This is a genomic window from Blastomonas sp. AAP53, assembly GCF_000331245.1.
GTDB lineage: Bacteria > Pseudomonadota > Alphaproteobacteria > Sphingomonadales > Sphingomonadaceae > Blastomonas.
Genome location: NZ_ANFZ01000011.1, coordinates 106,571 through 125,622 on the forward strand (window position 1 = coordinate 106,571; position 19,052 = coordinate 125,622).

The 19,052-nt window shown below is 63.9% G+C and carries 18 protein-coding genes; 5 read left to right on the forward strand and 13 right to left on the reverse strand.

The genetic code is table 11. The features are described from left to right. The first annotated feature begins 15 nt into the window (after nucleotides 1–15). Entirely contained in the window at nucleotides 16–1,197 is a 1,182-nt protein-coding gene (locus tag D618_RS0111745) for a glycosyltransferase family 1 protein (RefSeq protein ID WP_017671716.1), read from the forward strand. Nucleotides 1,198–1,249: 52 nt separating this feature from the next. Here the strand turns inward: D618_RS0111745 and D618_RS0111750 are convergent, their stop codons facing one another. The 4 genes from D618_RS0111750 to pepN all read right to left on the reverse strand — a co-directional run bounded on the left by D618_RS0111750 (nucleotide 1,250) and on the right by pepN (nucleotide 7,739). Further along, nucleotides 1,250–2,575 (reverse strand): cystathionine gamma-synthase family protein, encoded by a 1,326-nt coding sequence (locus D618_RS0111750; RefSeq protein WP_017671717.1) that lies wholly within the window; start codon nucleotides 2,573–2,575, stop codon nucleotides 1,250–1,252. A 197-nt stretch (nucleotides 2,576–2,772) separates the two neighbouring features. After that, complete coding sequence (locus tag D618_RS0111755) at nucleotides 2,773–4,176, reverse strand: DASS family sodium-coupled anion symporter (protein WP_017671718.1); 1,404 nt, start codon at nucleotides 4,174–4,176, stop codon at nucleotides 2,773–2,775. A gap of 163 nt (nucleotides 4,177–4,339) precedes the next feature. Further along, complete coding sequence (pgeF, locus tag D618_RS0111760; RefSeq protein ID WP_051041388.1) at nucleotides 4,340–5,116, reverse strand: peptidoglycan editing factor PgeF; 777 nt, start codon at nucleotides 5,114–5,116, stop codon at nucleotides 4,340–4,342. Further along, nucleotides 5,109–7,739 carry an aminopeptidase N gene (gene pepN, locus D618_RS0111765; protein ID WP_017671720.1) on the reverse strand — a complete coding sequence of 877 codons (2,631 nt, stop codon included), beginning with the start codon at nucleotides 7,737–7,739 and terminating at the stop codon, nucleotides 5,109–5,111. Before pepN ends, pgeF begins: the two co-directional genes overlap by 8 nt. A 282-nt stretch (nucleotides 7,740–8,021) precedes the next feature. Here pepN and D618_RS0111770 point away from each other — a divergent pair, with 282 nt between their 5' ends. After that, a complete protein-coding gene (locus D618_RS0111770) occupies nucleotides 8,022–8,825 on the forward strand; it encodes a hypothetical protein (RefSeq protein ID WP_017671721.1) in 804 nt (267 codons plus the stop codon). A 6-nt stretch (nucleotides 8,826–8,831) separates the two neighbouring features. Here D618_RS0111770 and D618_RS0111775 read toward each other — a convergent pair whose 3' ends face one another. The 8 genes from D618_RS0111775 to acnA form a co-directional block, all read right to left on the reverse strand. Beyond that, complete coding sequence (locus D618_RS0111775) at nucleotides 8,832–9,485, reverse strand: glutathione S-transferase family protein (RefSeq protein ID WP_017671722.1); 654 nt, start codon at nucleotides 9,483–9,485, stop codon at nucleotides 8,832–8,834. A 153-nt stretch (nucleotides 9,486–9,638) separates the two neighbouring features. Continuing rightward, entirely contained in the window at nucleotides 9,639–10,292 is a 654-nt protein-coding gene (gene yihA / locus D618_RS20045) for a ribosome biogenesis GTP-binding protein YihA/YsxC (protein WP_017671723.1), read from the reverse strand. Further along, a complete protein-coding gene (gene yidC, locus D618_RS20050; protein WP_017671724.1) occupies nucleotides 10,289–12,055 on the reverse strand; it encodes a membrane protein insertase YidC in 1,767 nt (588 codons plus the stop codon). Before yidC ends, yihA begins: the two co-directional genes overlap by 4 nt. Before the next feature lie 47 nt (nucleotides 12,056–12,102). Beyond that, nucleotides 12,103–12,312, reverse strand: coding sequence for a membrane protein insertion efficiency factor YidD (gene yidD / locus D618_RS19410; RefSeq protein ID WP_026091599.1), 210 nt, complete (start codon nucleotides 12,310–12,312; stop codon nucleotides 12,103–12,105). 93 nt (nucleotides 12,313–12,405) lie between these two features. Beyond that, nucleotides 12,406–12,777 carry a ribonuclease P protein component gene (gene rnpA, locus D618_RS0111795; RefSeq protein ID WP_152414678.1) on the reverse strand — a complete coding sequence of 124 codons (372 nt, stop codon included), beginning with the start codon at nucleotides 12,775–12,777 and terminating at the stop codon, nucleotides 12,406–12,408. An 86-nt stretch (nucleotides 12,778–12,863) separates the two neighbouring features. Then, complete coding sequence (rpmH, locus tag D618_RS19415; RefSeq protein WP_081590500.1) at nucleotides 12,864–12,998, reverse strand: 50S ribosomal protein L34; 135 nt, start codon at nucleotides 12,996–12,998, stop codon at nucleotides 12,864–12,866. A gap of 155 nt (nucleotides 12,999–13,153) precedes the next feature. Next, on the reverse strand, nucleotides 13,154–13,798 hold the full coding sequence (locus tag D618_RS0111800) for a hypothetical protein (RefSeq protein WP_152414680.1): 645 nt from the start codon (nucleotides 13,796–13,798) through the stop codon (nucleotides 13,154–13,156). A gap of 20 nt (nucleotides 13,799–13,818) precedes the next feature. Beyond that, nucleotides 13,819–16,491: an aconitate hydratase AcnA gene (gene acnA, locus D618_RS0111805; RefSeq protein WP_017671728.1), complete on the reverse strand. Its 2,673-nt coding sequence runs from the start codon at nucleotides 16,489–16,491 to the stop codon at nucleotides 13,819–13,821. 276 nt (nucleotides 16,492–16,767) lie between these two features. Here acnA and D618_RS0111810 point away from each other — a divergent pair, with 276 nt between their 5' ends. Further along, nucleotides 16,768–17,178, forward strand: a complete 411-nt coding sequence (locus D618_RS0111810) for a DUF2442 domain-containing protein (RefSeq protein ID WP_017671729.1) — start codon at nucleotides 16,768–16,770, stop codon at nucleotides 17,176–17,178. A gap of 44 nt (nucleotides 17,179–17,222) precedes the next feature. On the opposite strand, the gene D618_RS0111815 is transcribed toward D618_RS0111810, so the two are convergent. Continuing rightward, entirely contained in the window at nucleotides 17,223–18,065 is an 843-nt protein-coding gene (locus D618_RS0111815; RefSeq protein ID WP_152414682.1) for a hypothetical protein, read from the reverse strand. A gap of 354 nt (nucleotides 18,066–18,419) precedes the next feature. Between D618_RS0111815 and D618_RS0111820 the strand changes: the two genes are divergently transcribed. Together D618_RS0111820 and D618_RS0111825 are read left to right on the forward strand one after the other, a co-directional pair. After that, nucleotides 18,420–18,761, forward strand: a complete 342-nt coding sequence (locus D618_RS0111820; RefSeq protein WP_026091601.1) for a type II toxin-antitoxin system RelE/ParE family toxin — start codon at nucleotides 18,420–18,422, stop codon at nucleotides 18,759–18,761. Next, nucleotides 18,758–19,045, forward strand: coding sequence for a helix-turn-helix domain-containing protein (locus tag D618_RS0111825; protein ID WP_017671732.1), 288 nt, complete (start codon nucleotides 18,758–18,760; stop codon nucleotides 19,043–19,045). Before D618_RS0111820 ends, D618_RS0111825 begins: the two co-directional genes overlap by 4 nt. The last annotated feature ends 7 nt before the right edge of the window (nucleotides 19,046–19,052 follow it).

Below are 19,052 nucleotides of genomic sequence, written 5' to 3' on the forward strand. Positions count from 1 at the left end.
TAAGGCGACCCGATCATGGACATTTCCGACCTTCGTATCGCGCTGTTCAGCGGCAATTACAATTATGTGCGCGACGGTGCCAACCAGGCGCTGAACCGGCTGGTTTCCTGGCTGCTGGAAAACGGCGCGCAGGTGCGGATCTATTCGCCGACCACCAAGACTCCCGCGTTCGAACCGGCAGGCGATCTGGTCAGCCTGCCGTCGATCGCCATTCCGGGGCGCAGCGAATATCGTGCCACGACCATATTGCCGCCGTCGATCAAGAAAGACCTGGCGCGTTTCGCCCCCAATATCGTGCACGTCTCCAGCCCGGACAGCGCGGGGCACAGCGCCGTGCGCTGGGCCAAGAAGCATAATCTGCCGATCCTGGGATCGGTGCACACCCGGTTTGAAACCTATCCGCGCTATTACAACATGGCGTTTCTCGAGCCGCTGCTCGAAGCCTTCCTGCGCCGCCTGTACCGCAAGTGCGACGCGATCGTCGCGCCTTCCGACTCCATGGCGCAGGTGCTGCGCGAACAGCGGATGAGTTATGACGTCGGCATCTGGTCGCGCGGGGTCGACAAGCACATCTTCAACCCCCAGGTCCGCGACATGGACTGGCGGCGCTCATTGGGGCTGACAGACGATGTGCCGGTCATCGGCTTTCTGGGCCGGCTGGTGATGGAAAAGGGACTCGACGTCTTTTCCGATTCGATCGATCGTCTAATCCGCCGCCAGATTCCACATCAGGTGCTGGTGGTGGGTGAGGGGCCAGCGCGCGGCTGGTTCGAATCGCGGCTGCCCGGGGCAGTGTTCGCAGGCTTCCAGGGCGGTACCGATCTGGGCCGCGCGGTCGCCAGCATGGACCTTTTCTTCAACCCGTCGATCACCGAAACCTTCGGCAACGTGACGCTGGAAGCGATGGCGTGCGGCCTGCCGGTGGTGGCGGCGCGCGCGACAGGCAGCGAAAGCCTGGTCGAACACAATGTCACCGGCCAGCTCGTCCGCCCCGGTGCGACGGTGGAATTTGCCGATGCGCTGCAGGCCTATTGCGGCAACCCCGAGCTGCGCCATCTGCACGGCCAGGCTGGCATCAAGCGCAGCGAGAAATACAGCTGGGACCGGATCAACCGGGGCCTGGCTGAAACCTATATCCGCCTGATCCGCCAGCGCCAGGCGGGCACTGGCGGCGTGCCGTACCGCGCCATCCGCTGAGAGGTGGTACCGGACGTCCGGCCCCCGGCGCTGCCGAGGGCCTAAGCAGGCATCACACCGCGTCGAGCGCCTGTTCGAAATCGGCGATCAGATCGTCGGGGTCTTCCACGCCGATCGAAATCCGCACCAGATTGTCGGTGATGCCCAAAGCCGCCTTGCGCGCATCGGGCACCGACAGGTGCGTCATCGCAGCCGGATGGCTGGCGAGCGTTTCGGTGCCGCCCAGGCTGACCGCCAGCTTGGCGATGCGCAGGGTATCGAGGAAGCGGAAGCTCTCTGCCTCACCGCCCTTGATGAACAGCGAAAAGGTCGATCCCGCGCCCGAGCAATGCCGGTCGAAAATGTCCTGCTGGCGCGCATCGTGGATCATGCCGAGATAGCCCAGCCCATCGACCTTGGGATGCTGCGCCAGATATTCGCAGACCTTGGCGGCGTTCTCGCCCGCGCGGTTCATGCGCAGCTCGACCGTTTCCAATGAGCGCATCAGCATCCAGGCCGTATTGGGGTCGCAGATCGTGCCGATGGTGTTGCGCAGCGCGCGCACCGGATCCATCCACTTCTTGGGACCTGACAGGCCGCCTGCGACCAGATCGCTGTGCCCGCCGACATATTTGGTCAGGCTGTAGACCACGATGTCCGCGCCGTGGTGCAACGGCTGCTGCCACAAGGGCCCCAGGAACGTGTTGTCGATCGCAAACGGCGTCGGGGTGTCACCGCCCAGCACCGCGTCGCGCGAAGCTGACACCGCCTCGATATCGACCAGCGCGTTGGTCGGGTTGGCGGGGCTTTCCAGATAGATCATCGCGACCCGGCCACCTTGTTTGGTCGCCATGTCTTTCGCCTGCTCCATCACGCTGTCGATCTCCTCGCGCGTCGCGCCTGCGGGGAAATCGAGATAGGTGATGCCGAAGCGCGAGAGGATGCGCGCGATCATCGTTTCGGTCGCCGCATACAACGGGCCGGAATGGACGATGACATCGTTGTTGCTGCAATAGGCGAGCAGCAATGTCGCGATTGCCGACATGCCGCTGGAAAACACCAGCGAATCCTCGGCATCGTCCCAGATGCTCAGGCGATCCTCCAGGATTTCCTGGTTGGGGCCGTTGAAACGCGAATAGACCAGGCCTTCCGCGCCGCCCGGTCGCTTGCCGGTCAGCCCCTCGAAATGGCGCTTGCCCGCCGCCGCATTCTCGAACGCGAAGGTGGAGGTGAGGAAGATCGGCGCTTTGAGCGATCCTTCGGACAATACGGGGTCAAAGCCATGGCCCATCATCAGCGTGGCGGGCTTCAGCTTGCGTCCGCCCAGGGTCTCGACCTTGGGCTTGGGCTTGCGGCGCGGCGTGGGGGTGGTGATCGGCTTGATCGGGGTGTCGGTCATATGCGGGGTTCCTGCGTTGCGGAAGTCCGGTCGGCTCGCGTCAACATCCGCACCACATCCGCTCAGCCTGAGCCTGTCGAAGGCCCCGCTATGACGCTGGCGGTTTCCCGTGGCCTTCGACAAGCTCAGGCTGAGCGGGCTTGGGTTGAAGCGGGGTGACTGGCTCCCTTGTTATGCCGGCAATCATGCCGCACCGCTCAACTGATTACAAAGGAAACCATCCAGATCGTGCCGACCATGAGAGGAACGCCCGCGATGTCGAGCATCAGCCCGGCTTTCAGCTGGCGCGGCAGCGATATGTTGCCGCTCGCCCAGGCGATGGCATTGGGGCCGGTACCCGAGGGCAGCATGAAGCCCCAGCTCGCCGCCATCGCCACCGGCATCGCGAGCAGCACCGGATCGACCCCCAGGGTGACGATCAGCGCGGCGACCACCGGCATCACTCCGCTGGCGGTGGCGACGTTGCTGGCAAACTCGGTGACCAGCACCACCAGTCCGGTCAGCGCCAGCGCGATGACGATCAGCGGCACGCCCGCCAGCGGCTCGAGTGCAGTGCCGATCCAGCTGTCCAGCCCCGATGCGCCGATACCCGCCGCGAGCGCCAGCCCGCCGCCGAACATCATGATGACGTCCCACGGCGCACGGTTGGCCTCTTTCCACACCAGCATCGGCCGGCCGGTGCCATCGGGCAGGACGAACAGGGCGATGCCTGCGATCACCGCGATGCTGCCATCGGTGAGCGCGCCTGCAGGCAGCATGTCGCTGAACCAGGGCTGCAGGATCCAGGCGAGGACGACGAGCGCGATCACTGGCATCAGCCGCCGCTCGGGAATGCTCCACTCGGGCTGCCGCGCAATGGCGCTGCGCGCGGCATCGACATCGAACGGATGGTCGGCGAGCTTCTGCACGCGCGCCAGAATGTACGCCGCGATCGGCACCGAGAGGATCACGATCGGCATGCCGTAGGCCGCCCATTCGGCAAAGCCGATCTGCAGCCCGGTGGTTTTCTCGAGCAATCCTGCGGCGATCGCGTTGGTCGGCGATCCGACGAGCGTGCCCAGCCCGCCGATCGAAGCGGCAAAGGCGATGCCCATCATCAGAGCGCCGGGCAGCCCGTCGGTCTCGCCCTCGGCCACATTGCCCGCGAGCAGCACCGCGCTGGCGATCGGCACCATGATCAAGGTGGTCGAGGTGTTCGAGATCAGCAGCGACAATGTCGCGGTGGCGATCATGAACGCGAACAGCAATTGCGCCGAGGTGTGGCCCGATCGGTTGACGATGGCGAGCGCGAGCCGCTTGTGCAGCCCGACCCGCTCGATCGCCAGCGCGAGGAACGCGCCGCCCAGGATCAGGAACAGGATCGGCGAGTAATATTCGGCGGCGATATCGTTGGCGCTCATCACCCCGGTCAGCGGAAGCACCACGAACGGCAGCAATGCGGTGACGGTCAGCGGCACGACCTGCGTCATCCACCACGCCGCCATCCAGAACACGAGGCCTGCAGTGGTCCAGGCCTGCGCTTCCATGCCTGCGGGGGCGGGCGTGACGAGGGTCAGCGCAAAGCCGAGCACGCCGATGATAAGGCCCCAGATTTTCTGCAAAGCGAAGATATCCCCTCTCGCCTGTCCCAAACTCCCCTCCCTTTGAGGGAGGGGCTGGGGGTGGGTAGGCCGTTACCAGGCCACCGTGTGCTCAATATCGCTTCGACCCACCCCTGACCCCTCCATTCCAGGGAGGGGAACAACTATTGCGGGAGGGGAGATGCTATCCCCTCAGCCCGATCGCGCCCATCTGCCGCCCGTAATCGGGCTCGCCGCGATACGTCGCGCGGCGGAAGCTGTAATAGCCGTCTGCGTCCGAATAGGTATCCACGCCGCTGGTGTGCACCGTGCCGATGCCGCAGGCGGCGAGGCGCGACGCGATGAAGCCTTCGAGGTCGAACTGATAGTGGTCGGGCTTGCCCTCGCGGAAAAAGCGCTCGTGCTCCGGATCGGCCTCGCAGAAGCGCTGGAAGAAGCCTGCATCGACCTCATAGCTCTTCTGCTGGATGCACGGGCCGATCGCGGCGACGATACGCGCACGGTTCGCGCCCAGCCGCTCCATCGCGGCGACGGTCGCCTCGCCCACGCCGGCAAACGCGCCCTTCCAGCCCGAATGCGCAGCACCAATGACGCCTGCGGCTTCGTCCGCGAACAGGATTGGCGGGCAGTCCGCACCCAGTACGCCGAGCAGCAGGCCAGGCCGGTCGGTGACCATGGCGTCGGCCTTGGGGCGGTCTTCGATCGGAAAGGCGGCGTTGACGCGGATCACATCGGCGCTGTGCACCTGATGCAGCGTCACCAGCGTCGCGCCGGGCAGGATCGCCTCGGCTGCGCGCCTGCGGTTCTCGTGCACCGCTTCCGGATGATCATCCGAGCCCAGCCCGACGTTCAATCCAGCGACCAATCCGGTCGAAACTCCGCCACGACGGCCGGTAAAGCCATGCGCGATGGCGCCGAGCGCGGGGGATGTGAGGATGGGCACGTGCTGTGTGTTACTCAAGACTCTTCACCACCTGTTCGGTCACATCCTTCGAAAGCCCCGGCTTTGACAAAATCCGCTCCAGGCACCCGCGCATCCTGGCTGCACGCGCCTCGTCAAACCGCCGCCAGCGCCCCAGCGGCGCGATGAACCGCGCGGTGGTCTGCGGGTTGATCGCATCGAGCCTCAGGACAAGGTCGGTCAGCAGGTCATAGCCGCGCCCGCTGGCCTCGTGGAACGCGGCCTGGTTGGAGACGAACGGCCAGTACAGCGCGCGCACCCGATTGGGGTTGGTCAGCGTGAAATCCTTGTGGCGGATCAGCTCGAGCGTCTGGTCGTACACCTGGGGGTGCGCCGAGCCGGACTGCAGCGAGAACCATTTGTCGATGACCAGCGCATTGCCCTGATAGCGGTTGTAGAAGCTGTCGAGCGCGGTCTCGCGCACGTCGGCCTGCATGCTGGCGAGCACCGCCATGGCGCCCTGCCGGTCGGTCATGTTGTCGGCGCGCGCGAACTGTTCGAACGCAATTGTGCCAGCATCCGCTGCTTCGGCCGAAGCGATATAGCCTAGAGCCAGCGACTTGATCTTGCGCGCACCGCGCGCTTCGCGGCTGAGCGAATAGGGAACCGCACTGGCGCGTTCGTGCGCGATCCGCCACGGATCGAGCAAGCGCGACCCGATCGCCTTGCGCAAGGCCCGGCGCGCCGCATGGATCGCCTCGGGCCGCACCACCAGCATCTGCTCGCCTAGAAACGCCTCGGTCGGCAGGCTGAGGATCTCGGCGCGCATCGAATCATCGAGCCGCTGGTCGCTGACCAGATCGCCGAACACCGCGATGATCTCGTCGAGCGACACCGCATGGCTTTGCGCCGCACCGGGGCCGTCCATGTCGGCGATATCCGCGATCAGCCGGTCGATGACGAGCTGCTGCAGCGCCTCGTAGCGCGCGAAGGGATCATCGTCGTGTCGCACCAGGAACGGCAGGTCACCCGCTGATCGCGCCACATCGAGATTCACCGGCGCGGAAAAGCCGCGATTGATCGACAGCACCGGCGCGCGGGCGAAGCCGGCGAATTCCACCGATTGCTCGGCCTCCGTCAGCACCACCAGAGTCTCGCCGCGATGCGCCTTCATGTCGCGGTCGATCAGCGCGGTGCGCAGCGGGATCGGCATCAGCGGCTTGTCCGCCTGGCCCGGCGTGGCGGCGAAGTTCTGTCGCAGGTGGAGTGTCGCGGTGCCGCTGGCGGCGTCATGCTCGAGCCGCGCCTGCACTTGCGGCGTGCCGGCCTGCTCGTACCAGCGACGGAATTGCGCAAGGTCCAGCCCCGCGCCATCCTCCATCGCCCGCACGAAATCCTCGCAGGTCGCAGCCTCGCCGTCATGGCGCCGGAAATACAGGTCGCAGCCCTGCCGGAACCGCTCGGGCCCCGCCATCGTCGCCATCATCCGGATGACCTCGGCGCCCTTGTTGTAGATGGTGGAGGTGTAGAAGTTGCTGATTTCCATATAGCTGTCGGGGCGGATCGGGTGCGCGAGCGGCCCGGCATCCTCGGGGAACTGCGCCGCGCGCAGCATCCGTACATCCTCGATCCGCTTGACCGGTTCAGAGCCCATGTCGGCGGAAAAGCACTGGTCGCGATAGACGGTGAAGCCTTCCTTCAGGCTCAGCTGGAACCAGTCGCGGCAGGTGACGCGGTTGCCCGACCAGTTGTGGAAGTATTCGTGCGCGACCACGCCCTCGATCGCGTCATAGTCGTAATCGGTCGCGGTGTCGGGGTCGGCGAGGATGTAGCGCGAATTGAAGATGTTGAGACCCTTGTTCTCCATCGCCCCCATGTTGAAATCGCTGACCGCAACGATGTTGAACACCGGCAGGTCGTATTCGAGACCATAGACCTGTTCGTCCCACGCCATCGAGGCTTTCAGCGCCTGCATCGCATGCGCGGTGCGGCCCTCGTCGCCGGCGCGGACATAGATGGCGAGGTCCACCGGCGCGCCGCTCTTGGTGGTGAAATGGTCGCGCGTCGCCACCAGATCGCCCGCGACCAGCGCGAACAGATAGCTCGGCTTGGGGTGCGGATCGTGCCAGCGCGCATAATGGCGGCCATCGTCCAGATCGCCTGTATCGACCAGTGCGCCGTTGGCGAGCAGCACCGGGAAGCGTGCCTTGTCGGCGCGCAGCAGCACCTCATACACCGCCATGTTGTCGGGTCGGTCGATGAACGGGATGATCCGGCGGAAGCCTTCGGCCTCGCATTGGGTGCACAGCATGCCGTTCGAAGCGAACAGCCCCATCAACTGCGTGTTGGTATCGGGCGCGATCTGCGTGGTGAGAGTCAGCGTGGCGGAGGGCTGGCCCACGTCGAACGCGATCTGGCTGCCCTCGCTGCGCCAGAGGACCGGTGCGCCATCCACCTCCAGCGTCAGCGGCAGCGCGCCATCGCAATCGAGTCGGACGGGCCGGTCATGCTCGCCGTTCCGGACCAGGGCCAGCGCTGCGGTGACATGCGTCGCGGACAGGTCGAGGTCGAACTCCAGATGCACCGTTTCCACCCGCCAGTCGGGCGGCAGATAGTCCGCGCGGCGGATCACCGGGGTTTCTTGGTGTGCCGGGGTGGCGGTTGCGGTCTGGATGTCGGCCATGGGGGGACACTAATGCGCGGGCAGGGATTGCACAATGCGGGCTGTGGCTTGGGAAGTCGAGGGCGGTTCGGCGCATGCGTCCCTCGACTTCGCTCGGGAACGCGGAGAGTTTTGGCTTGATCTACTAGTTTGCCAGCCCGTCAAAGGGATCGGGACCGCGGAAAAAGAAGAACCACCTTCCTCCACCGCCTGTCCCGAGCGAAGTCGAGGGACCTGCGCACGCTATCAGCCCCATATGCCAACCGCCTTGCATCCCCCCGGCCCGCCGCTAGGTTCGCGAAAATGAGCAACCTCTTCATCTTCGGCATGGGTTACACCGCCTCTCATCTCGCCCGGCGGCTTCGTTCGCAAGGCTGGCAGGTGCGCGGAACGGGCCGGGCGGGCGATGTCGACTTTGCCGATGGCGCTGCCGTGCACGCCGCGCTGGCCGACGCCACGCATGTCCTCTCCAGTGTGCCGCCCGACCGGGCGAGCGGGCTCGATCCGGTGCTGACGCACTATGGCGAGATCCTGCGCGCCACGCCTGCGCGCTGGATCGGGTATCTCTCGTCCACCGGCGTCTATGGCGATGCGGGCGGGGCGTGGGTGGATGAGGCATCGGTGGTCGGCACCGGGCGGCGCAATGCGCGGACCGAGGCCGATCTCGTCTGGCAGGCGCTCGACAACCGGGTGCGCGTGCTGCGCCTGCCGGGGATCTACGGCCCGGGCCGCAGCGCGCTCGACCGGGTGCGCGATGGTGGCGCAAAGCGGATCGACATGTCGAACCAGGTCTTCAGCCGCGTGCATGTCGAGGATATCGCCGGCGGCATCATCGCGTCGTTCGATGGCCCGGCGGGGGTCTACAACCTCGCCGACGACCTGCCCTGCTCGCAGAACCGCGTGATCGAGGCCGCGTGCCGCCTGCTGAGCGCGCCGCTGCCGCCGCTGCAGTCGCTGGAGGACGCGAACCTGTCGCCGATGGCGCTGGGATTCTATGCAGAGAACCGGCGGGTCGCCAACGGCAAGGCCAAGCGGCTGCTCGGCTGGACCTTGCGCTACCCCGATTACGAGGCCGGACTGTCCGCCATCCTCGCCCAGGGCGGCTGACGCGCCTCAGCGCTCGAAGCGCTCGATGACCCAGGGTTCGGCCTCAGCGGCGGCTGTCCAGTCGGCCATCCATTCATGCTCCATGATGGCATCACTATAGGCGCGGGCAAAGCCGGGCAGCGTGATGCCGTAGGTCTGGAAGCGCGTGATGACCGGCGCGAACATGATGTCCGCCGCGCCAAAGCTGCCGAACAGGAACGGCCCGCCACGTCCCCAGCGCGCGCGCGCCTCTGCCCAGAGCGAGAGGATGCGCATGACATCCTGATGCACTTCGGGGCTGACCGAGAAATCGGTGTAGCGCTGGCGCATGTTCATCCCGCATTCGCGGCGCAGCGGCATGTATCCGGCATGCATTTCCGCTGCCATGGAGCGGGCGAGCGCGGCTGCGACCGGGTCCTTGGGCCAGAAGCGATCACGGTGCGTCCGGTCGGCCAGCCAGTCGATGATGGCCAGCGAATCCCACACCACCGCCTCGCCATCCCACAACACCGGCACCTTGCCCGCAGAGGGCTGGAACTCGGGCTGCTGGCGCGCTTCGGGCCAGGCCTCGTCATACAGCGGCACGACGATCTCTTCGAACGGCAGGCCCGATTGCTTGCACGCCAGCCAGCCGCGCAGCGACCAGCTCGAATAGTTCTTGTTGCCAATGTACAGTTTCATAGCTGCCCCTCGGAAGACTGCGCAGAAAGGCTCTGCAAGGTCCTTCGCGTCTTCGTGTCTTCGCGTGAACCAAAATGAGATGTCACACGAAGACACGAAGGCACGAAGAAGAAGGTGTTCGCGCCTTCGCCTGCATGGTGTCCAGCGCGAACCTTATTCGCTGATCGAATCCATCACAAAGCCGCGCAGTTCGTCAATGCCCATGCGCTTTTCGGACGAGGTGATGATCACATCGGGGAAGGCCGCAGCGTGCTTGCGCGCTTCGGCGCGGGTCGCATTGGCCACCTTTTCCAGATCGCTCGCCTTGATCTTGTCCGCCTTGGTCAGCACCAGCCGGTAGCTCACGGCCGCCTCGTCGAGCATCTTCATGACGTCGAGGTCGACCTCCTTGATGCCGTGGCGGCTGTCGATCAGCACCAGGGTGCGCTTGAGCACCGCGCGACCGCGCAGGTAATCGTTGATCAGGAAGCGCCATTTCTTGACGACATCCTTGGGCGCCTTGGCATAGCCATAGCCCGGCATGTCGACCACGCGGAAGCGCGGCGGATCGCCGATGTCGAAGAAGTTCAGCTCTTGCGTGCGCCCCGGCGTCACCGAGGTGCGCGCGATCGCCCTGCGCCCGACAAGCGCGTTGAGCAGCGAGGACTTGCCCACGTTCGAGCGCCCGGCAAACGCGATTTCGGGCACGCTGGGCGGCGGCAGGAATTCGAGCGCAGGCGCGGACTTGAGGAAGGTCACCGAACCGGAGAACAGCCGGTTGGCCTCCTGCAGCAGCGGGTGGATGATCGGCTGGTCTTCTTCGGTCACGCCTTGCTCTTGTCTTTCTCGGCCTTGGCCGCCTTGGCTGCCGCCTCTTGCGCGGCCAGCTCCTTCAATTGCGGATGGCGGCTGTAGAGCCACTTCTGCTGCGCGATGGTGAGCACGTTCGACATCGCCCAGTACAGCTGCAAGCCGGCGGCAAACGGTGCCATCACGAACATCAGCACCCAGGGCATGATCGAGAAGACCTGCTGCTGGACCGGGTCCATCGGCGCGGGATTGAGCTTGAACTGCAGCCACATCGTGACGCCCAGGATGATCGGCAGGATGCCGATGGCGATCATGCTCGGCGGATCGAAGGGCAGCAGGCCGAACAGGTTGACCGGGGTCAGCGGATCGGGCGCGGACAGATCCTTGATCCACAAAACGAACGGCTGGTGCCGCATTTCGATCGCCAGCAGCAGCACCTTGTAGAGCGCGAAGAATACGGGGATCTGCAGGAACATCGGCAGGCATCCGGCGAGCGGATTGACCTTTTCCTTGCGGTACAGCTCCATCATCTCGGTCTGGAGCTTCTGTTTGTCGTCCTTGTAGCGTTCCTGCAGCGCCTTCATCTTGGGCTGCACCGCGCGCATCTGCGCCATCGATGCGAACTGCTTCTGCGCGATCGGGAACATCAGGCCGCGGATGATGATGGTCAAAAGGATGATCGCGACGCCGAAATTGCCGACCTGTTCGAACAGCCAGTTGAGCAGCTTGAAGATCGGCTTTTCGAACCAGATGAACCAGCCCCAGTCGACCGCACGGTCGAGCAGCTTGATATCCTTGGCATCGACATAATCGTCGAGCAGTTCGGTTTCCTTGGCCCCTGCAAACAGCATCGACCTGGTCTCGATCTGCTTGCCCGGCGCGACCACAGTCGTGTCGAACAGCAGTTCGGACTGATACAGCTTGCCGCCCAGGCTGCGGAAATTGCCCGCCATCGCGCCCTTGGCACCCGGTGCGGGGATCAGCGCTGACAGCCAGTAATGGTCGGTGAAGCCCAGCCAGTCGATGTTGCCGGTATATTCGACCAGCTTCTTGGGGTTCTCGTCGAGGTCGTCATAATGCACGTCGAAATCGGCGACATCGTCAAACACGCCGAGCGGTCCGTTGCGGACGGTCCAGGTGCTGGGGTCGGCATTGGCGCTGGTTCGGTTGATCAGGCCCAAAGGCCGCACGATCGCAGGCGTGGTACCGGCATTGACGAAGCGCTGGGTGACGGTGATCAGGTAGTTGGCGTCGATCGCATAGACGATCTCGAAACGCTGGCCTGCCGCATTGGTCCAGCTCAGCGTCACCGGCGTCGCGGGTGTCAGCTTCGTTCCATTGGGCGTCCACACGGTCTGGCTGGTGGGGGTGACGACACCCTCGCCGATCCAGCCGAACTGCGCGAAATACTGGTCCTCGGTGCCGGCGGGCGAGAACAGGTGTACAAGGTCGCTGTCCTTGTCGAGCTTCTCGCGATAATCCTTGAGCACGATGTCGTCGAGACGCGCACCGGTGAGGTTGATCGATCCGGCGACGCGCGGTGCGTCGATGGCGACGCGCGCAGAGCTTGCGAGCACCACCTTGCGGGTGCGGATCACCTTGGGCGCGGTGCCGGTGTCGGGCACCGCATTGCGGTTGTCGAGACCGGGGCGTGGCGCTTCGATCGCATCCTCGATCGTCGCCGGGCGCGCTGGATACAGGATCTCCAGCGCATAGGGCCATCCGAACAGAACCAGAGCCATCAAACCGATGGCCAGGATGACGTTACGCTGATTCTCCACGCTTCAAACCTCGTTCCGGTAATTCATATAGGGGGCGCATATGTGCATCAGGGCACTGGATCATGGCCGTGCCCGCCCCATGGGTGACAGCGCAATAGCCGCTTCATCGCCAGCCAGCCACCCTTAATCGCACCATGGCGTTTGAGCGCCTGGATGGCGTATTCCGAACAGCTGGGGCTGTACCGGCACATCGGCGGCAGGACGCGCGATGGGCCCAGCTGCCAGCCTCTGGCGATCAGGATCAGGATCTGGCGCATGGGGTTTCCATAGCCGCCAGGGAGATCACGGCAGCGCGCAGCGATCCAGTATCTTTGGACCGGCATCCGACAGCAGCCGACCAGATGCACATGTCAGCGGCGTTTCGGCTTGCCGCGCGGCGGGCGGCGGTCAGCGGAAGCCTTGCCATCGCGCACCCTGGCGAGCGCGCGTTCGAAATCGGCCCGCATCGCTGAAAAGTCGCGGGTCAGCGCCTCAGTCCGCCCGATCAGCACATGATCGGCTCCGGCCAGGCCATGCTCGCCCAGCACCTGATGGGCGAGCGCACGGAAGCGGCGCTTGATGCGGTTGCGCACCACCGCGTTGCCGGTCTTCTTGGTGACGGTATAGCCGATGCGCCGAGTCTCGTCGGCATCCTGGCGCTGCTTGACCAGCAGCACGAACGCCGGCGTTCCCACGCGCAGGCCACCGTTGGCCGCCAGAAAATCGGACCGCTGGCGCAGCACAACGGGCGTTCCGGATCGTTCCGGAACGCCCGTGTGTGGAATATCGCTGCTGTCGTCCGCGCCCGCAATCACGGGCGGCGGGCCGATCAGGCGCTCAGGCGCTTGCGGCCACGGGCGCGACGCGCACGCAGAACGGCGCGGCCGCCGACAGTCGCAGTACGCGAACGGAATCCGTGACGACGAGCGCGCACAAGGTTGCTGGGCTGAAATGTGCGCTTCATGCGGCACTCCTGAAAAATACGGGTTCAAATGATTCGCCGCGCACCTCGTCTGACACGAAGCCCGCGAAAGCAGGGCGCATACGGTCGAGGGGGGGCAAAGTCAAGCAACGAGCGGCTGGCGCCTGCCATTTAGGGCCGGGCCATGCCCGCGCCGGTCAGCTGGCGGCCGCCTCGCAGGCTTCCAGAACCTTCATCGGATTGCCCGCAGGGCCGATGTCTCGCAGCGAGCGTCCGAACTGGCGCTGCATCGCGTCGGGCTCGGTGATGCCTGCCGCCTTGGCGCGGTCTTCGGTCAGCCGTGCGGACAGCCTGTCTGCCAGCGCGCCGACACGCTGGCCGAACGGGCTTTCGCCTGCATCCTCCAGTTCGCTTTCCGCCATGCCGGCCAGATAGCTGGCCAGCGCAAAGCACTGCATGTCGCGGGTGAACGGATCGCTGGGCAAAGTGATGGCCCGCTTCGAGCTGATCTGCGGATAGCGCCCGGCGCACAGCGGCAGCAATTGGGGCGCATCGGCTGCCAGCGTATCGAGATTGGGCGGTGGCAGGCCCGCTACCTCTTCCAGCCGCTCGAAGAACGTGTCGGGTGCGGCCTCGGTCTTCTGCCGGGCGATCTCGAACAGAAACCAGCTGGCTTCGGCCAGGGCCTCGGTCTTGCCGCCGCCGGTGACGACCGCAGAATAGAAGCAGGTGAGCCCTGCCTCCTGCGGATCGACCGGCAATGCGACGGGTGCGGACGACGCTTGCGCTGCCGCCTGCGGGGCCGCGCCAAGGGCCATGGATGCGCCGATCAGCGCAGCCATGGCCGATGACAGGACCGGGTTCATGCAGCCAGTTTGCGCAGCACGTAGTGCAGGATGCCGCCGTTCATGAAATACTCGATTTCATTGGCGGTATCGATGCGACAAAGCGCTTCGAAGCTGAAGGTGGAGCCATCGGCGCGGGTCACCTTGACGGTGACCTGCTGGCGCGGCTTGAGGTCCGCCACGCCTTCGATGGTGAAGCTGTCGTCGCCGGTCAGGCCCAGGGTTTCGCGCGTGTCGCCGTTCTGGAACTGCAGCGGCAGAACGCCCATGCCGACCAGGTTCGAACGGTGGATACGCTCGAAGCTTTCGACGATCACCGCCTTGACGCCCAGCAGGTTGGTACCCTTGGCCGCCCAGTCGCGCGACGATCCGGTGCCGTATTCCTTGCCCGCGATGACCACCAGCGGCGTGCCATCGGCCTTGTGGCGCATCGCGGCGTCATAGATCGGCATCACTTCCTGGCCATAGCGGCTCATGCCGCCCTCGATGCCGGGGACCATTTCGTTCTTGATGCGGATGTTGGCAAAGGTGCCGCGCATCATCACGTCATGATGGCCACGGCGCGCGCCATAGCTGTTGAAGTCCGACTTGGCGACCTGATGCTCCATCAGCCATTTGCCTGCGGGGCTGTCAGCCTTGATCGAGCCTGCGGGCGAGATGTGGTCGGTGGTGATCGAATCGCCCAGGATCGCGAGCGGCTTGGCTTCGATGATGTCGCTCACCGGGGCAGGCGTCATGCTCATGCCCTCGAAATACGGCGGGTTGGCGACATAGGTGGAGCCTGCGCGCCAGCTGTAGGTGTCCGAACCTTCGACATTGATCGCCTGCCAATGCTCGTCGCCCAGATACACGTTGGCATAGCGCGCCTGGAACATTTCGCGGTCCATGCACGATGCCATCGTGTCGGCGACTTCGAGGTTGGTCGGCCAGATGTCCTTGAGGAACACGTCCTGCCCGGCGCTGCCGGTGCCGATCGGGGTGGTGGTGAAGTCTTCGATCACCGTGCCCTTGAGCGCATAGGCGACGACCAGCGGCGGCGAGGCAAGGAAGTTGGCGCGCACGTCGGGCGACACGCGGCCTTCGAAGTTGCGGTTGCCCGAGATCACGGCAGCGGCGACCAGGCCGTTCTCGTTGATCGCCTTGCTGATCGGCTCGGCGAGCGGGCCGGAGTTGCCGATGCAGGTGGTGCAGCCATAGCCGACCAGGTTGAAGCCGACGGCATCGAGATGCGTCTGCAGCCCGGCCTTGTTGAAATAGTCGGTGACCACCTGCGATCCGGGTGCGAGCGAGGTCTTGACCCAGGGCTTGGGCTTGAGGCCCAGCTCGTTCGCCTTCTTGGCGACGAGGCCGGCGGCGACCATCACGCCGGGGTTCGAGGTGTTGGTGCAGCTGGTGATCGCCGCGATCATCACATCGCCATCGCCGATGTCGAAGTCCTTGCCGTCCACCGCGACGCGGGTGTTGGCGCGCTTGTAGGTCTCGGCCATGTCCTTGGCGAAGACATCATCGACTTCCGTCAGATCGACGCGGTCCTGCGGACGCTTCGGGCCGGCGAGCGAGGGGACGACGGTCGACATGTCGAGTTCGAGCGTGCTGGTGAACACAGGGTCGACGGCATCGGCCTCGATCCAGAAGCCCTGCTCCTTGGCATAGGCTTCGACCAGGGCCAGCGCTTCTTCATCGCGGCCGGTGAGGCGCATGTAGTCGAGCGTCTTGTCGTCGATGCCGAAGAAGCCGCAGGTCGCGCCATATTCGGGTGCCATGTTGGCGAGCGTCGCGCGGTCGGCAAGGCTCAGCGAGGCGAGGCCCGGGCCGAAATACTCGACGAATCGGCCGACCACGCCGTGCTTGCGCAGCATGTTGGTGCAGGTCAGCACCAGATCGGTGGCGGTGACGCCCTCGTTCAGCGTGCCGGTGAGCTTGAAGCCGACGACTTCGGGGATCAGCATCGAGACCGGCTGGCCGAGCATCGCAGCTTCCGCCTCGATCCCGCCGACGCCCCAGCCCAGAACGCCCAGGCCGTTGATCATCGTGGTGTGGCTGTCGGTGCCGACGCAGGTGTCGGGATAGGCGACGGTCGCACCCGATGCATCGGTGCTGGTCCAAACCGCCTGTGCGATGTTCTCGAGGTTCACCTGATGGCAGATGCCGGTGCCCGGAGGAACCGCCTTGAAATTGTCGAGGCTCTTGGAGCCCCATTTCAGGAAGTCATAGCGCTCGCCGTTGCGGTAATATTCGATTTCCACATTCTGCTCGAACGCCTTGGGGTGGCCGAATTCGTCGACCATCACCGAGTGGTCGATGACGAGGTGGACGGGGACGAGCGGGTTGATCTTGCTGGTGTCACCGCCGAGCGTGGCGATGGCATCGCGCATCGCGGCGAGATCGACGACGCAAGGCACGCCGGTGAAATCCTGCAGCAGCACGCGCGCGGGGCGATACTGGATTTCCGCGTCCGACGAGGGGTTCTTCTGCCAGTCGACGATCGCCTGCGCATCGGCTACCGAAACGGTAAAGCCGCCGTCCTCGAAGCGCAGCATGTTTTCGAGCAGCACCTTCATGCTGAACGGCAACCGCGAGATATCGCCGAGCTTTTCGGCGGCCTTGGCGAGCGAATAATAAGCGATGGACTTGCCGCCCACCTCCATCGTCGCGCGGGTGCCGAGCGTGTCCTGTCCAACAGCGGTCATGTGGAGTCCCTTCCAGTAGTAACAGTTATGCGTGTAGCGCCGCAGCGACGCCGGGTGTGTGACGGTTCGCACCAAGGGCCGGAATGGGGACGCGCGCGACCATTTACTGCGCGAAACCGGCGGGCCGATGCGTAAACCGTTATGCCGGGGCAGGCCTTAGCGCAAGCTTGTGCGGGGGGGAAGGGGGGATGGGGGTGCGGCGGCGGTTGAATAACCCAGCCTGTTGGGTTTACGATGCTGTCGTCAAATCGACGCTTCGCTTCGGGAGTGAGTGACATGACGGCTGATCCCCATTGGTCCGATAGCCAGGCAGGCGTGGCCATTGAGCGCGGCAAGGCCAAGCTTATGGCCGAGCCTCGAGCGGTGGCCGCACGCTATGACGCTGCAGCAGGCCGCATCATCGTCGATCTGACCAGCGGCGCCACCTTCGCCTTCCCGCCCTCCTTGGTCGAGTTCCTGCAGGACGCCACCCTCGAGCAACTCACCGAGGTCGAGGTGCAGGGAGCGGGATTCGGTCTGCACTGGGAGACGCTAGGCGTGGACCATACCGTGCCCGGCTTGATGAACGGCATATTCGGCACGGCACGCTGGATGGCCGCGCGGGCGGGTCAGGCGACATCAAGCGCTAAGGCGCAGGCATCGCGTGAGAATGGGCAGAAGGGCGGGAAGCCGAGGAAGGCGGGGTAAGGGGTTAAGTACAACGTCTTCGGAATTCACTATTGCCTCATAATTCACCTCGGCGGAATATCGTTTATTGTAGTACCTCTTCTACCGATGGATGGTTTGCGCTTCTGGTCAGGCATGTGAAGGTCCGAACGGACTGGGAACGATGCGTCGTTGTACGAAAAAATCCACGGAGGAATTTTCGGTAGCTTTAATTTCTCGCCCAGATGTGTCGGCGAGCATACCTCAACCGAGATTCCAGCTGTCACAAGCTTACTGTGGTGCTGCTGGCAGAGATGAATGAATTTCTGATCCATCGTCAAAATGTATCTGCACCCATGCACCTGCGCCGTTCGCAGATGCCAAGCATCTTGGCTGTGCTTCTGGTACTTGAAGTAAGACATGATTACTTTGTACAATTCGTCACCGCTGGTCTCAATCCTCTCCTGCTGAGCGTCCTTTAATCCATGACTTTCTCCAAAAAGCTTACCCATGGTGATGAAATCATATCTCTCGCCATCGACCGAATCTATTTCGACCATGTCGAGTATGCTGTAATCGCTGTAGCCCACCGTCTGAAAGCGGGCGGGAGGGTGCCTTAGCTGTTCCGACATCAGTTCGGATGAAGTGAAAAATTTCATCGTTCCGAAGCGAGCGAGTGCGATCAGCGATCCGATATAGCAGATATCGCGATAGTCTTCCGAAGTGTTGCTCGCGGCGTGGACCGGGACACGCGCCATGTAGCCCGTGTTAATGGGATGAACGCCTCCCCAAAGCACCGTGCCCGTGTCGATCCAAGCCTCCTCATGTGTGACCGCGTGACGTCGAATACAGCTATCAATCAGAACGCCAACCGGCTTGGCCTCATCAGCCAACGAACCTTTGGCTGACATTGCTACACGCCGCATCATCCAATCTGCAAAGCGGGGCATATACTTGAAGGCGAGGCTTTCCCTTTTAGATCGGATCCTTTCCTTTGCTCGCTGCAACATTGGCATCGATTGCCTTCGATCTCCGCCATATGTTTACAGCCGTGTTCCACGCTAAGGCAATAAGTGTACGCAGGCAACGAAGTGCGAATTTTGGAGGCACGATACTCAAACCTGCAGGAGTGTGGCGGCCGCCCTCCAATCCCCACCATATGCCAGCTAATCAGCAAGCTCTGCTGACCCATGCCTATTGGCACACTTTGTCGTAGATCGCCGCATCTCCGACGACAGAACTGCGCCATTGACGTATATGCCATTGACGTATACAAAGTGCAAGTGAGTACCTTGCAGACCATCGTTGAACTTCCCGAGTTCCTCCGGCGCGCCAAGGCGATCATGAGTGATGCAGAGCGCATGGCACTGGTGGATTACGTCGCTGCCAACCCCGAAACCGGAATCTCGCTGGGCGGTGGGCTGCGCAAGGTTCGCATCCCACGCGAGGGTGGCGGGAAAAGCGGTGGTTATCGGACGATCTATGTGTTCGGTGGCAGGGAGATTCCGATCTTCCTCATCACTGTGTTCGCCAAGAACGAGAAAGACAATCTGACCAAAGCCGAGCAGGCCGCCGCCGTGGGCCTCGCAAAGACTTTGGTTGCAACCTATGGAGACAGCCGATGAGCGCTTATGACAGCATCATGCAGGGATTGAACGAGGCCCTCGCCCATGCGCAGGGCGAGGATGTTGGCGCGCGGGTGCATCAGATCGTAGTACCCACAGTCGATGTCGCCGCGATCCGGGCCAGCACCGGCCTATCGCAAAGTGCGTTTGCTCAGTCGATCGGCGTGGCCAAGGGAACTTTGCTCAACTGGGAGCATGGCCGCAGGCAGCCGACCGGTCCGGCACAGGTTTTGCTCGCGATGATCGCCAAGAAGCCCTCGCTGGTGCGCGAATTGCTGCAATAGGCGGAGG